This window comes from Flammeovirga yaeyamensis (assembly GCF_018736045.1).
In the GTDB taxonomy this organism is placed as follows: Bacteria; Bacteroidota; Bacteroidia; order Cytophagales; family Flammeovirgaceae; genus Flammeovirga; species Flammeovirga yaeyamensis.
Genome location: NZ_CP076132.1, coordinates 4,040,317 through 4,055,038 on the forward strand (window position 1 = coordinate 4,040,317; position 14,722 = coordinate 4,055,038).

Below are 14,722 nucleotides of genomic sequence, written 5' to 3' on the forward strand. Positions count from 1 at the left end.
TAAAACTAAAAGTATGCAGTTGTCTATTTTTTCGTTAAAAATTTAGGATTCTGAGAAAAAACTAAGCAGCGAAATATTTCGCTACTCAGTTCGAGAATTTAATTTATTTACTACCTAATGAACTAAATATTATTCAGTATAATTTAATTGCATCAAGTTGCCATCGTATTCTGCATGAGGAGCAATCCAAATATTGAATTTACCTTCTTCAGTGACTTTATTCATGTCAATGTCTAGGATAGCCAACATCTCTGGAGTAATCTCAAATTGAACATCAATAGTTTGCCCTTTTTGAATCGATAACTTTTCAAACCCTTTTAACGATTTAATTGGTTGTGCAACAGAAGCTGCTACATCTTGAATGTATAATTGAACAATCTCTTCACCATCAACATCACTTTCGTTGGTAACTTTTATGCTTGCCGTTACTTTACCATTTGCAGATAAAGTAGTGTTCGAAAGTTTTGCATCGTGGTATTTAAATGTTGAATAGCTCAAACCATATCCGAAAGGATAAAGCGGCGAATTCGGAACGTCTAAATAGAATGATGTATAATCTTTTGGATCTGAATGATCGTGAGGTCTACCTGTATTTAGTGTGTTATAATAAATTGGAATCTGACCTACATTTCTTGGGAAAGTCATGGTTAACTTCGCCGACGGGTTATAATCGCCTGATAAGATATTGGCAATAGCGTCTCCAGCTTTAATACCAGGGTACCATGCCTCTACAATGGCATCAACATTTTCGTCTTCCCACGATAAATCCAATGGTCTACCGTTTAACAATACCAAGACGATCTTCTTTCCTGTTTTCTTTACTGCTCTTAGTAATTCTTTTTGAGCCAATGGAATTTGAATGTCCGTACGGCTAGCTGCTTCTCCAGACCAGTTAAAATCCTCGCCCAATGCCATAATTACTAAGTCGCTATTTTTAGCCACTGCTACTGCTTTGTTTATTTCCTTACGGTCAACATCACCTGTTAAGGTCGCACCTTGAGCATATGTAAACTTGGCATTTTTATATTTTTCTGTCAGTCCTTCGTACACAGTTGTCGATAAACGACGGTCACCTTGAATCGCCCATTCACCATTTAAACTTCTTCTTTCTTTAATCATTGGTCCGATTAAAGCAACACGCTTAGAAGTAGTTGATGCTAACGGGAGTACTTTTTCGTTTTTAAGCAAGACGATCGAACGTTCAGCATTTTTAAGTGCCTCTGCCAAGAACTCTGGCTTCATTGTATTTTCTTTCTCTCTTTTTTCGTCTAAGTATTTGAAAGGATCATCAAATAGTCCAAGTAAAAACTTAAGCTCTAGCATTCTTGATGCTGCTACGTTAATTTGCTCTTCCGTTACTTTACCTTCGTCCAATAAAGTCTTCAAATGTTGAATGAAAGCAGCTCCATTCATATCCATATCAATACCAGCGTTTAATGCTTTGTTTGCCGCTTCTTTCAAGTCTTGAGCATAACCGTGAGGCACCAATTCGTTGATTGCTGTGTAATCTGTTACTACACCTCCTTTAAAGTTCCACTCGTCTCTAAGAATGTCTTTAAAGATATATTTGTTTCCAGTTGCAGGTACTCCGTTTAATGTATTGAATGAAGTCATGAATGTAGCCACTCCATTATCTACTGCTGATTTGAAAGGAGGTAAATACGTTTCACGAAGCGTTCTATCCGACATGTCTACAGAGTGATAGTCTCTACCAGCTAAACCTGCACCGTACCCTACAAAGTGTTTAGCACAAGCCAACATCGTATGAGGATCTGAGAAGTCTTTATAAGACGAAATTCCTTGATAACCTTTTACTTTTGCTGCTGCTACTAGGTTGGTGAAATACACATCTTCTCCTGCACTTTCCATCACTCTGCCCCATCTTGGATCTCTCGAAATATCGATCATAGGTGCAAAAGTCCAACATAAACCTGCTGCAGTAGCTTCTATTGCTGAAATACGAGCACTCTTTTCCATCAACTCCAAATCCCAACTACACGATTCGGCTAAAGGCATTGGGAATGTTGTTTTAAAACCGTGGATCACATCCGCTGCAAAAAGAATAGGAATCTTTAAACGTGAATGTTTTAGTGCATGTTCCTGAAGTTGTCTTAAGCCTTTTGCTCCAACAACATTGAACATACTTCCTACCTGACCCTTATCCATGTACTCCTTAAAGTCATCGTTAATTTGAGGTCCGGTAACTGTACCCTGTCCAGAGAATTGTGTCAGCTGACCAATCTTCTCTTCGATGGTCATTAATGACAAAAGTGAATCTACTTTAGCTTCTATTGATGCATCACCACTATAACTTTTCCAAGCTGTATTTGATGATTTATTTTGACACCCAAGAAGAAAAATACTTAAGCTATAAAGTATTACTTTAATTGATAGTAGTCGCATTGTAAATTTATTTATATGATATTTCCACTACTCATCTTAAATTAGATGATCAGATCATTGCGTTTGACTTGTGTAAATATCACACAAACAAAAAGAGATGAATAATATCGATATACATCAAAATATTATCATCTCTAAAATTCATTTCAACTCATTACCTACCAAGTACTTACAATCATTTCACAGCTTCTTAATTATAAGTGATGATAAGATTAAATATTATCATTTACTTCCTAAAAACATCACATCTCATCTGCATTTCGAATGACTTGTTCGTAGAAGCGAATACTATTTTTAAACTCTTCGACTCCTATCTTCTCATTGATACCATGGAAAGATTTAATATTCTCTTTATTCAATGTAAATGGACAAAATCGCAATACGTTCTCAGAAACTGAGGTAAAATAACGAGAATCTGATGCTGCAATCATGATATAGGGAGATACCACTACATCTCCGAATACTTCTCGTATCGATCTATCTAATAATTTATAGGCTGGGTGATTTGGATCAGAAACAGCAGGTGGTTCTGAACGATCAAGTATCTTAATTTTTATCCTTTTATCGTTTACAGTATTGGTGATTTTAGCGACAACAGATTCTACAGATTCTCCAGGAATGATTCTGATGTTCAATACTGCTCTGGCTTGGGTCGGTAAAACATTACTCTTTATCCCTGCCTCCACAATTGTTGGGGCTACTGTTGTTCTCACCAAAGCATTTGATGATGGCCCTTTTTCATATACCGCCATCAAAACAGGTTCCATTAAGTTGGAGTTCGCAAATACCGTCTTTAGTGCAAAAGGCATTTCAGGTCCAACATGTTCTATAAAATCGTTTAATGGCTTAGAGATATGCGATGGAAAAGGATTATCGTGAACTTTCACCAATGCTTTACTGATCACATCTATTGCCGTTTCTTTCTTTGGCATAGAGGCATGCCCTCCCTCAATTTCCGTAGATAACTCAAGAGTAACGAACCCTTTCTCTGTGGTACCAATAAGTGCAACACTTTTTTCCATTCCAGGGACTAATCCCTCCGTCAAGTAACCACCTTCATCCAATACAAACTCCGCTTTTACCCCTTTTTGTTTCAAGAAGTGTGCAATTTGCTTTGCTCCGTTAGTTCCCATTACTTCTTCATCATGACCAAAAGAAAGGTAGATCGTCCTTTTCGGTTGATATCCCTTCTTGATCATTTCCTCAATCGCTTCTAAAATTCCTATTACCCCAACTTTATCATCAATTGCTCCTCTACCCCAAATATATCCATCCACTATTTTTCCTTCAAAAGGTGGCTGTTTCCATTTTGGAAGATTCCCCTCAGGGACAGGCACAACATCATAATGCGACATCAAAATGATGGGCTGAAGACTTGTATCACTTCCTTTCCAAGTAAACAACATGCTCAAACCACCCAATAATTGTTGGTGTGTATTCTCAAAGGTCTTGGGATAAGTCACTTTCACATAATCCAAGAATTTGATAAACTCAGTAGTATCAATGTGATCATCATAAGAGATGGTTTGAATTTGAATAGCTTCTGAAAGGTGGGTGACCGCATCTTCATGAGAAGTTTTGGCATCTATTTTAGGTTGATCCTGCTGTTTAGAATCAAATGTGACATAATTATAAGTTAAATAGCCTACACCAATAGTCAGCGTACCTAATATAATTCCGAGAAGCCTTTTCATGTGATGAAGTAATAGTTTAAAGTTTTGATGAAGAATTTGCTTTTACTAAGATAATCGAATAAATGATAAATGACTTCTATTCGGAGTATTTAATTCGTTGTACGAACTTGATTCTTAATTTATTGTAATAGTTTTTGTGCTAATAGATCGTTGGTAGGAAGAATATTTCCATAAATTAAGAAACAGGAATTATCATTCACTAAATGTTTAATTTCTTCAGAATTTGATTTAGTCAAACGATATTTAAAATTAACTCTTCCTTGATAAATAAGGGTAGGTGCACCTCTGAAAGAAGAGGGTATATTCATTCCCCATTCATCTTTCTCTTCATCAGGTCTTTCCCCCTCAATCACAGGACTTTCATTGACTACTGATGTAATTTGATCTCCCCAATAAATATACTTTTCCCCTATATCAAATGGATTTCTGCCGTATTTTAAATCAATTAATTGAATAACTGAATAATCTTGACTTGCTTTTATAGGTTCCTCTATTTCCAAAGTAATTATTTGATAATTACCCTTATCTGATATTTCCTTGATTTTACCAACCAAAACATTATCAAAGTGTTTTTTCAGACCCTCCAATGTAATAAATATTGAACAATGTAGTCTCCGATATTCTACTAAGTCAGATTCATAGATTTTAATTATATCCTGATCCTGATCTTTAGATTCAGAACAGGAAATAAATGTGAGTAATAGTATAAGGAGAAGGCGAGGCATTGGTTATGTTGTTTTAGTTTTTATCGTATGTTTTATGATCATCTATTCTATTTAATAATTCCTCTTTCTCCTCATCACTCCCAAACACCTCTTTAGGAATCACAATAGCCACAGATTCACTCAGAAATAAAAGAAGCAGATTTGTTGTTTCTACCTTTTGGGTAAAGCTTTCGAAAGGGTATACAGTTTTTCCTTTATCATCTTCTATAGTGAGTTCATTTTCCAAAACCTCAACTTTTCTCTCTCCAATCAATTGAGGATTTGCCTTCAACATATTCTTCACAATCAATTTACTTTGATCAGATAATGAGGTGATGAATAAAACGACACCTGCCATCACAAAAGGAATGTAAGTATCATAAGGTTCGAAAAGGGGAACATCTTTGACTAAATTATTAAATACCGCAAAGATGATGATAGCGATAACGGCTCTTATAAAAAAGATATTTCGCTTATATTTTTTATTGTTCGACAGTACATACTTGTTGTATTCGATTAAATGCTCTTTGGTTTGTTTGTATTCGATGGTCATATAAAACAATTAAACTTTAATTTAACTATCACAAAGTAATATTTATTATAATCACAAAAAACCACATGCATTCAATAACACATGTGGTCTTTTAATTATTATAATTGATTAACTACTTTGTTCACCTAAATTAACTGTAACAGGCTTATGGCTTAAAAGTTGAGTAACCAGTTTTTTATCTACATGAAGATATTCAACTATGGTTGTAGTATCTAACTTCACTTTATTGTCTTTATCCAAACTAGCTATCTTTTTTTCTATAGTTAAATAGTTATCACTATATTCTGAAGTAAACAAAGTGATCACCATATGATGTTGTTCTGTATTTTCTACAAAAGTTAGATCATTAATAAATTCATCTTGATTATTAGAAATATTCTCAATTATAGCATTAATATCAGCTACAATATTAAACTCTGGTAATTGTATTTCTTTAAACCAAGTATCGCTCATTTCGCAATATGGCATTCTTGACTTCGCCGTTGTTACTATCACTGCAGGAACAATAATCAGCAGGGCTTCAACTCCCCAAATAACATATAGGAATGGACCGCTAACAGTATTTCCTTTTAGTCCCCAAGTTCCTACTTTTTGAATCTCTTCAATGATCATAAATAAAGTAGAGGGGTCAATAGCTAAAGAAAATACTTGAAAAATACTGATGTTACTAACAGTAATACCATATTTACCAGTACCAATTTGTTCACCAGCATTAATCACTAAATCGACCCATACAGACCAATGAAAGTACATTGCAACCAATGCTCCTGCTAAACCAAAAAGTCTAGCGATATTTACATTTCTCACCTTACCCTTTCCTATCACAAAAATATTAATGGCAAGTCCAGTGATGAAGCCAAATGCTAATGCAATAATGAAATTGATGTAAATAAAAGGAATGTACCAGATACAATAGGCATATACCAATCCTAAAATCGGTAAAGCGGTGACTGCTACTAGTAGAAAGAAAATAAAAGAAAAAGGCGAAAATTTGCCTGAGGGTTGATACACATTGAGATTATCCATCTGTAATCAGTTTATGGTTATAGATTAAAAAAGTTCAATAATTGCTCTAAAAGTCGAATGTAGTTTACTTAGTAAAGAAAGATGTCCGTTTGCTATATTCGATATTAATAGATTGTGTTGGAAGTTAAGTATATATTTTTGAAAATTAAATTATTAATTCATTTTCTAAATACTTTTAATACTATAAATGTTATTGAAAATATGCACCCAGAGTACATTATTAAATCTTTAACTTGATAATGAAACTGCCTATTTTCTAACATTTCTATAGTTGGATCCTGAAAAGGTATGCCTATAAAAATGATATCATAGATTAAACTTCCTACAAAAAATAAAATACCTAGTAGTAAAAAATATACTTTCTTCAATTCTAAAATTAATTATTGAATCAATATTGATGATAAATAATCTAAATCATTTTACAGAATAAAAAAACCTCATTTAAGATAACGGATTCTCAAAGATTATTCATCATTATCTTTAGGACGCATTTCTCTTCCGGATGGATCCATTGATAAAAAGTATTCATGTAAACTCCATATTCCTTCTTTAGGCTTTTCTGTTTCTGGATCTATGCTATAAAGTCCCCAATGAAGTGTTTCCTCCGACTCATCAAAGTCCTCAAATGATGCAGTAGGATCTTCTAAATGATAAAGCACAGAAAATACAGATTCATATCCTATAATCTTACAAAGTCTTGCAATTTCAGAAGCAGTAACACCTTTATCCAACATACTCTTTATAAGTGAACCATAATCACCTAAAGGTTCCGTTTTGTCTAACTTGTACTCAGCAATTTGTTCTACCCAATCTGTCTTTTCCTCATCTGGAATCATTTTCCATACACCTCTTAAAAAAATTTCTTGTTCTGTCATTTTAATTTGATAATTATCTGATATATACAAAACAGAATCCTATTCGCTTAGAATTCCGACGTTAATATAATTCAATATTACAAAATAAAAAATCCCCCATTCTCATGGAGGATTTTTCTAGTTCATAGAAACTGATTCTATATATTCCTTAGGCGTAATCCCTGTCTTCTTCTTAAACATTCTAGAAAAGTACTGCGGATATTCAAACCCTAATTTATAAGCCGTTGCTGAAACTGATGCTTTGGGGGCCAATAACAGATTTTTTGCTTCTTCAATCACAAATAAATTGATCTGATCGATAGCCGTTCTACCTGTTTCTGCTTTAATGGTATCACGCATGTAACGATGACTTACGCCCAACTGAGCAGCAAGCCACTCCATAGACGGCATCCCTTCTTGTTCAAATCGATCGTTTTCAAAATACTCGTTCAGCATCTCTTTAAACCTTGTAAATAAGGCCTTATTAATATCCTTACGGTTTAAAAACTGACGCTTGTAAAAACGGTCAGCATATTTCAATAAAGCCTCCAAATGAGTAAGGATAATATCTTTACTAAACTCATCTTGGTTATTCTGATATTCCGTTTCTATGTTTTTGAAAATCGATTTTATAGTCGCTTCTTCCTTAGGGGAAAGGTGTAGAGCTTCATTGACGTTATAATTGAAGTAATTATATTTTTTGATGAGTTTTTGAATATCCTCCCCTCGAATAAAATCTTCATGAAAGGCTAAAAACCAAGATTCTGAACTGACTACAATATCCTTGACCTTATACGTTTGATTAGGTGCTGAAAATAATAAGGTGCCCTTACTACAATCGTACTTCGTTCGTCCATAAAGGATCTCGCCCGATACAATTCTTTTCAGGCTAATCAAGTAAAACTGATTGGTATAACTAAACTCTTTATTAGAAGAAACGCAGTCTTCAATCTCTTGATCATTTAATGTTTTCTGACCAATAGTAAATAGAGGATTCTCCGGCTCTGGTAAATTCTGAGCCTCCGTAAACTCTGTAATCGATTTAAAGTTTATTTCTTTCATTTTGATTTACTACTCTATCTATGTATATCAGATTATTTATTCTGATTAGCTACTTCCAACAACTTCTCTTTATAAGTAACTAATCTTTGATTGGCATTGCTATCAATCATCATAATTACAAACATCATCCCTATAACTGTAATACTACTTGCACGCCAAACAGGTTTATCCATAAAGATAATCAACATACTAGCCACAGCTATAATTACAGGAATGACTCTAAACACTGCTGTTTTATATTCTCCCATCGATTTATCAATACGTACAATCTCCGATTGAACAAAGGCTGCTGCGTCTTTATTATAGTCTTCTACAAAAGAAGTAGTTCTCGTTTTATTGGCGTAAAATATCCCTGCCCCGATAATAAACAACAATACTCCAACAACAATACTTGGTGTGACATAAGCCTTGGCCATTTCTGTTTTTCCAAGATACCAGAATGCAACACTTGCTAAAAGAAACAATCCTCCCGAAAGCATAAAGAAAGAAGATGAAAATACCTCCGCTTTTGCCCAATCTGTTGATGTCTTAATAATATCCATATTGTGTAGTTTTTGATTTCTATAAATATAAGATTTTCAAGGGATTCAGCAATACTTCGATGTATAGCTATCTCCCTAATTACAAATATCTATAAAAAACAGAGGGGATCACGAACACATTTTGGTAGAAGGTGTACACTTTCTGACAAAAGAAAAACGCCACTAAAGAATAGTGGCGTTCTCAATGAAAGTTGGATAATCTGAATTGGTAATAAATACCTTTTTTGTTGGTTTAGTATCAAAATTATTTTTTGATGCGTAAACCTAATAAAATAATTGTAAATTTCACCCTTTTAATATAAAAATGTGTTGGTGTCTCTCGTATTTGTAGTCAATTTCCAATTTACTGACAGCACAAATCTTAGCCACTAAAGCCAATCCCAATCCTAAAGACTGATCGTTATCAGCTCCTTTAACAAAGCGTTTGAATAACTGATCTTTACCAAAAGATAATGGCTTTCCATAATTACTCATTTCCAGGGTATTTTCGGTCGTCTTTATTTTAATCGGTCCTTCTGATGTCCCATATCGAATGGCATTTTTCAAAAGGTTCTTCAATACGATATCAAATAAATAAGGGTCGATATTTAATGAATGCTCTTGATGTAATTCCTTTTCAATAGTTAAGGATTTCAATTGTGCTAATTCTTCAACTGCCTCCGTTTGTTTATCAATTTCCGGAGCCGTCTTCAACTCTTTGATATCCGTAAATTCTCTATTATCAATTTTAGTAATCAGATTTAGTGTGGTTCCTAATCTCGATAAATGATTGGCTTCATCATAGATTGTTTTTACCACTTTTGCGTCTTGTTCTTCTAACTTCTCAGAAAATAACAATCCTTCTGCTTTGTTTCTGATAATCGATAATGGAGTTTGTAATTCGTGGGCTACATCTTCTGTATATTCTTTAAGGTGATTGTAATCCGCATCGATACGTTTGACCATCTTAAGGAAAAGATTCTGCATTTCAACAAATTCTTTCGTCATGGTCTCCACCTCTTGGATATCTTCTGATTTCCCCACTTTAAATAGTTGCATCTGCTCTAAAATGCGTCGAAAAGGTCGTAGAAAGTAGCCCTGCAATAGCACATTAAAAGCTACAGTAATGATAATTAAGACAACAAATGAAGGAATAAGGTAATCGAAAATATCGTCTCGGAAGTAATAGTAATTTTGTACTTCCTTGTCCATTTCCACCCTGTAGAGTTGTCCTTTTGATTCTATAAGAATGATTTTACGTCTGTGAATTAAATTTCTCTCAATATCTGAATGATAGATGGTAACATCTTCTACTATCGGATATTCTGTTTTTTTACAACGCTTAGAAACCTTCTCTACTTTTTTGATACTATTACCAACAAGAGAATCGGCAGGAGTTCCTTTATCTAAGTGATATTGCACCCTGCTTTCCAACCATCCAAATCTTCTATTTAGATCTGAGTCGATAAACTCATCCGCTTCTCTAGTCAAAAATTTCGCATTGAAATAGAAGACTACAAAAGTGAAGATCAAATAGAATAATGTAACTCTAGATAATAAATTGAAAGTCTGTTTCTTGTTCATAAATTAAGCCTCCACAAATTTATACCCCATACCGTACACCGATTTAATGTACTCTCCAGCTCCTTCTTTCTGAAGTTTCTTTCTAAGGTTTTTGATATGAGTATAAATAAAATCAAAATTATCAGCTTGATCAATATGATCTCCCCACAAGTGTTCTGCAATACTTTCTTTTGTCAACATTTTATTTTTGTTGTAGAAGAAATAGAGCAGTAAATCGTATTCCTTTTTCGTCAGTTCTAATACAAGATCGTTAATTTTTACAGTGGATGAGGTAATATCAATTTTAATCACACCATGTTCTAAAACCGTACTTCCTTTTAGTTTTTTCCTTCTGAAAAGTGAACGTACTCTTGCAATTAACTCTGCCATATGAAAGGGCTTAGTGATGTAATCATCCGCCCCTAAATCCAACCCGGTGACCTTATCGTCGATGCTATTTCTAGCGGTAACGATAAGTACACCAGTGTTTGGGTTAATTTCTTTAATATATTTCACGATCTCTAAACCGTTACCATCGGGTAAACCGAGATCGACGACAATAATATCGTATTCATAGACCGATATTTTGTCTTTTGCATCTGCCACCAAGCCGACAGTTTCTACTGTCATTGCCTGATCGCTCAGTCCTTTTAGTATATCTTCTGTTAAATGAGGGTTATCCTCTATCAACAATAATTTCATTCAATATCAAGTTTTAGAAGTCTTCCATTCCGCCTCCTCCACCTTGTCCTCTTCGAGAAGGTTTGAAGTTGTTCAGACGGTAGGTTAAAGTTACAGTTAGATATTGAGCATACCTAAAGTCTTCTTGCATGTTTCTAAAACCAATACCTTCAGAATAAGATTGTCTGATGGCTGTTCCAAAAACATCATTCATAGAAGCTGTAAGCGTTAACTTCTTCTTCAACATAGAGTGTTTCACAGCTGCTTGCATCACAAAGAAACCTTCGTTTCTACCTTGTGCAGTTACAGTTGGGCCTGTATATCTATTATTAATTTGAAGCTGAGTAGATTTCGATAATCTAAATGTATTATTAAAACGGCTACTCCAGTTAATACTTTGTCTACTAAAATCTTGACCTTCTAACTGTCCTTCTACTTTATAATCAAATAAGCTACCCATAATATCCATGGTCCACCATTTAAATGGAGAAAGATTTACAGACGTTTCTAATCCTAAAGCATAATCAGATCCTACGTTTTCGTAGGTATGTAAGATCACTCCTTCCGACCATACTTTCTGAACTCTTTCCACTTTATCGTGGGTCATTCTGTAATAAGCATCAAAATTAACTGTTGCTTTCTCACCAAGATTCCATAAGTATCCAAAATCGAAAGAATCGATGTTTTCAGGTAATAAGTTCGGGTTACCTTGTCTTACGTTAAAAGCATCTTGCCATGTCACGAAAGGTTCCAAATACCAACCTCTAGGTCTTTCGATTCTTCTTGAATAGCTCAACATCAATTGGTTGTCTTTCGGCAAACTATACGATAAGTGAACTGTAGGGAAAATGTTCCATTGATCGACCGGATAGTCTTGCTCCTGCCCTACCACTGAAACATTTCTCCCTGTGTATTCAGCTCTAACACCACCTTGGTAACCTAATTTCCCGAGCTTGCCGGAATAGATACCATATAAGGAGTGTATCGTCTGTGTGTAGTTTGTGGTGTAACTAAAATCTTGTTGGAAAATATAGTCGCCTGTTGTAGGGTCTAATTGATACACTTCGTTAATATCTTCTGCTGCATTCCAACGTGTTTGCCATCCGGCTTCGATTTTATCAGTTGCACCGATAGGTAAAGTATAATCTAATTTAGCTCTTAATCTACCTCCAGGTCCTACTTCAGAAGAACGCTGTCCCGATGATGGTATTTCTACAACAGAACCATCAGGGTTTTTAGGTAATAATTCGTTTTTCGAAGACTCTGTCATGTCTCTTCCACCATAATCTACCATGGCATCAAGTACATGACCTTTCTTATTAAATTTATGTTGATAGGCCAAGTTAACGCTGTAATACAAGCCTCCTCTTTCCCATTGTTCACTTGAGATATATCGATTTTCATCAATTGGATTATTGGAACCACCTATGTTTTTATATTCATAGAAATCGGCATCCATTCCACCATACATTTTAAAATCACCTGCTTTACCAGATAACTTGATAAAATCATTATCAGAAATAGAGTACTCAACGCCACCTTGAAGTCCCATTACCTCGAAAGTACGCTCCCTTTCTCCATCTGAAATAATGTAAGAAGTTGTATCTCCAGATTGAGTAATACGTTCCGATTTTAGGGTACCCGGACCAGGTCTTTTATTGTAATTGGCACCTACATAGTAGCTCCATTTTTTCTTTCTAAAGTTTAACAGGAAATCTCCACCTAATCGGCCATAACGACCAACATTTACGTTGGCTACGCCACTTACGCCTTCTAATTTATTTTTCTTAGTAATGATATTGATAATGCCTGCTGTTCCATCAGGGTCGTATTTAGCAGATGGGTTAGTTATTAATTCAATATTTTCGATAGTTGAGGCTGGAATTTGTTGTAAAGCTTCTGATGCATCCAATACAGATGGGCGACCATCAATAAGTACGGTAAAACCAGAACTACCCCTTAAACTCACATTACCATCTCCGTCCACATTAATAGAAGGTACATTTTGTAGTACATCCACCGCAGTACCTGACAAAGCCGAAAATTGTGAGCCTACATTGACTACCTTTTTATCAATGTCATAGGTCACCGTATTTTGGGTTCCAACAACTTCCACAGCTTCAAGTACTTCAGCATCTGTAGTGAGTACTACATTACCGATATCTTTAGAGTAATTCGATTTATCGATCACTACATTTTCTAGAATGCTTTTTTGGAATCCGATAAAAGTTACTTCTACCATATACGTCCCCTCAGACAAGTTCTTTACGACAAACTTACCTCCTTCGGTAGTTACGGTTCCACCTACAAGGGTGTGCGTATCTTTAGTAAATACACTTACAGTAGCATATTCTACCGGTACATTTGTTCCGTCCTCGGATACAGAACCGATAATGACTCCTTTCTTAATAGGGTTGTTGTTAGCGAAAACCGTTGAAAGGAAAATGAAAGTCAAAAATGTGAATAATTGAGAAGTTCTTTTAAACATGAGTTTACAGTAAATATTAAATCTGCTTCAAAAGTAGTAGGCAAATCTGTTTGAAATCTGAAGAGATATAGAGTTGATGATCTTTTATTCTTAAATCACTGATTTTCTTCACATTCCAATACCTACTTTTTTGATAAAAACCCCAAACACTTGTATTTGTTTATAGAAAAATCAGATTTCATTTTTACAATTCTGAACGAAATCTGTAGTTCCTCTTTTTATAAATTCAATTTGTTATAGACTTATTTGATAAAAAAACTTCAAAGACTTTTGTACTACTTTATTACATTTCTATATTTGCAATTGCAATCTTATCAAGAAAGGCAGAGGGATTGGGCCCTATGAAGTCTTGGCAACCTGCGCTCCTCAAAGCAAGGTGCCAACTCCCACCACGAAGGTGTTCGTGAAAAGATGAGTTTAACTCCATAAAATTTCATATTCATTGCATTGCAATACTGTCTATACTGATAAGTTCACGGATGAACCAAAATTTGGGCTGAGTGTTTTTTAGAAGTTTAAAACAGCATATTATTTCTTTTTGTCTACTGTTATTTTTAACAGGATGCTTTGAGCTACAAGAAAAGTTAGAAGTGACAGAAAGCGGAAAAGGTGATTATTCCTTTACTTTTGATTTTTCTCAGAGTAAAGATATCTTCAATATTATTTCTGCATATAAAGACAAAAACGATCAACGCATTTTTGAACCAAAAAAATACGAAAAACCTCTACAATTGCTAAGCCGAGAATTAAATACACTTCCCGGTGTGTACAATTGTAAGACTTTATTAGACTCTACCCATTGGAGGTTAGGTATTCGTTTTGCATTTGTTGATATTCATGCATTCAATTCCGCTCTCTCGAAAATTAACCTCTCTAAGAAGGAGGAGGTTTTCATCAAAATGAAGAGAAAAAAAGCTGAATGGGTTCAGAATGTAAATTGGATGAATATCATCACATCGCAACTACCAAATTCTGAAGAATCAAAGAAATTGATGTTGCAACAAGTGGATTCTGCTTCTTACAATTTCCATTGGAATCTGAACAGAAATATCAAAACTGTAAAATCTTATGAGATCGAACGAATGGGAACATCAGAATTGGTATTTGAAGGAAAAATTCCAAGCATTGAAAAAGCAGAGTATATCACTCAATGGAATGTAAAATTTAAATGAG

The 14,722-nt window shown here is 34.6% G+C and carries 12 protein-coding genes and 1 riboswitch; of the genes, 1 reads left to right on the forward strand and 11 read right to left on the reverse strand.

Annotated elements, in window-relative coordinates; genetic code table 11:
* Positions 1–129: 129 nt before the first annotated feature.
* The 11 genes from bglX to KMW28_RS15995 all read right to left on the reverse strand — a co-directional run bounded on the left by bglX (position 130) and on the right by KMW28_RS15995 (position 13,549).
* On the reverse strand, positions 130–2,403 hold the full coding sequence (bglX, locus tag KMW28_RS15945) for a beta-glucosidase BglX (protein WP_169662689.1): 2,274 nt from the start codon (positions 2,401–2,403) through the stop codon (positions 130–132).
* A 242-nt stretch (positions 2,404–2,645) separates the two neighbouring features.
* Positions 2,646–4,097, reverse strand: a complete 1,452-nt coding sequence (locus tag KMW28_RS15950) for a M20 family peptidase (RefSeq protein WP_169662690.1) — start codon at positions 4,095–4,097, stop codon at positions 2,646–2,648.
* A gap of 119 nt (positions 4,098–4,216) precedes the next feature.
* Positions 4,217–4,822, reverse strand: coding sequence for a hypothetical protein (locus KMW28_RS15955; RefSeq protein WP_169662691.1), 606 nt, complete (start codon positions 4,820–4,822; stop codon positions 4,217–4,219).
* Positions 4,823–4,835: 13 nt separating this feature from the next.
* A complete protein-coding gene (locus KMW28_RS15960; protein WP_169662692.1) occupies positions 4,836–5,354 on the reverse strand; it encodes a YcxB family protein in 519 nt (172 codons plus the stop codon).
* 108 nt (positions 5,355–5,462) lie between these two features.
* Positions 5,463–6,380 carry a hypothetical protein gene (locus KMW28_RS15965; RefSeq protein ID WP_169662693.1) on the reverse strand — a complete coding sequence of 306 codons (918 nt, stop codon included), beginning with the start codon at positions 6,378–6,380 and terminating at the stop codon, positions 5,463–5,465.
* A gap of 464 nt (positions 6,381–6,844) precedes the next feature.
* Positions 6,845–7,255 (reverse strand): hypothetical protein, encoded by a 411-nt coding sequence (locus KMW28_RS15970; protein ID WP_169662694.1) that lies wholly within the window; start codon positions 7,253–7,255, stop codon positions 6,845–6,847.
* 117 nt (positions 7,256–7,372) lie between these two features.
* Positions 7,373–8,296, reverse strand: coding sequence for a helix-turn-helix domain-containing protein (locus KMW28_RS15975; RefSeq protein ID WP_169662695.1), 924 nt, complete (start codon positions 8,294–8,296; stop codon positions 7,373–7,375).
* 32 nt (positions 8,297–8,328) lie between these two features.
* Complete coding sequence (locus KMW28_RS15980) at positions 8,329–8,838, reverse strand: hypothetical protein (protein ID WP_169662696.1); 510 nt, start codon at positions 8,836–8,838, stop codon at positions 8,329–8,331.
* Between the two features lie 285 nt (positions 8,839–9,123).
* Entirely contained in the window at positions 9,124–10,401 is a 1,278-nt protein-coding gene (locus tag KMW28_RS15985) for a sensor histidine kinase (protein ID WP_066204685.1), read from the reverse strand.
* Between the two features lie 3 nt (positions 10,402–10,404).
* Positions 10,405–11,082, reverse strand: coding sequence for a response regulator transcription factor (locus tag KMW28_RS15990; RefSeq protein WP_066204682.1), 678 nt, complete (start codon positions 11,080–11,082; stop codon positions 10,405–10,407).
* A 13-nt stretch (positions 11,083–11,095) separates the two neighbouring features.
* Complete coding sequence (locus KMW28_RS15995) at positions 11,096–13,549, reverse strand: outer membrane beta-barrel protein (protein ID WP_169662697.1); 2,454 nt, start codon at positions 13,547–13,549, stop codon at positions 11,096–11,098.
* Positions 13,550–13,857: 308 nt separating this feature from the next.
* Positions 13,858–13,967: riboswitch (SAM riboswitch) on the forward strand.
* A 172-nt stretch (positions 13,968–14,139) separates the two neighbouring features.
* Between KMW28_RS15995 and KMW28_RS16000 the strand changes: the two genes are divergently transcribed.
* On the forward strand, positions 14,140–14,721 hold the full coding sequence (locus KMW28_RS16000) for a hypothetical protein (protein WP_169662698.1): 582 nt from the start codon (positions 14,140–14,142) through the stop codon (positions 14,719–14,721).
* Position 14,722 lies beyond the last annotated feature (1 nt).

What these genes read in the sequence shown, in the direction of transcription:
- KMW28_RS15975 (WP_169662695.1), bottom strand. Translation starts at nt 8,296, where the DNA reads ATGAAAGAAATAAACTTTAAATCGATTACAGAGTTTACGGAGGCTCAG.
- KMW28_RS15985 (WP_066204685.1), bottom strand. Translation starts at nt 10,401, where the DNA reads ATGAACAAGAAACAGACTTTCAATTTATTATCTAGAGTTACATTATTC.
- KMW28_RS15970 (WP_169662694.1), bottom strand. Translation starts at nt 7,255, where the DNA reads ATGACAGAACAAGAAATTTTTTTAAGAGGTGTATGGAAAATGATTCCA.
- KMW28_RS15950 (WP_169662690.1), bottom strand. Translation starts at nt 4,097, where the DNA reads ATGAAAAGGCTTCTCGGAATTATATTAGGTACGCTGACTATTGGTGTA.
- KMW28_RS15990 (WP_066204682.1), bottom strand. Translation starts at nt 11,082, where the DNA reads ATGAAATTATTGTTGATAGAGGATAACCCTCATTTAACAGAAGATATA.
- KMW28_RS15995 (WP_169662697.1), bottom strand. Translation starts at nt 13,549, where the DNA reads ATGTTTAAAAGAACTTCTCAATTATTCACATTTTTGACTTTCATTTTC.
- KMW28_RS15980 (WP_169662696.1), bottom strand. Translation starts at nt 8,838, where the DNA reads ATGGATATTATTAAGACATCAACAGATTGGGCAAAAGCGGAGGTATTT.
- KMW28_RS15960 (WP_169662692.1), bottom strand. Translation starts at nt 5,354, where the DNA reads ATGACCATCGAATACAAACAAACCAAAGAGCATTTAATCGAATACAAC.
- bglX (WP_169662689.1), bottom strand. Translation starts at nt 2,403, where the DNA reads ATGCGACTACTATCAATTAAAGTAATACTTTATAGCTTAAGTATTTTT.
- KMW28_RS15965 (WP_169662693.1), bottom strand. Translation starts at nt 6,380, where the DNA reads ATGGATAATCTCAATGTGTATCAACCCTCAGGCAAATTTTCGCCTTTT.
- KMW28_RS15955 (WP_169662691.1), bottom strand. Translation starts at nt 4,822, where the DNA reads ATGCCTCGCCTTCTCCTTATACTATTACTCACATTTATTTCCTGTTCT.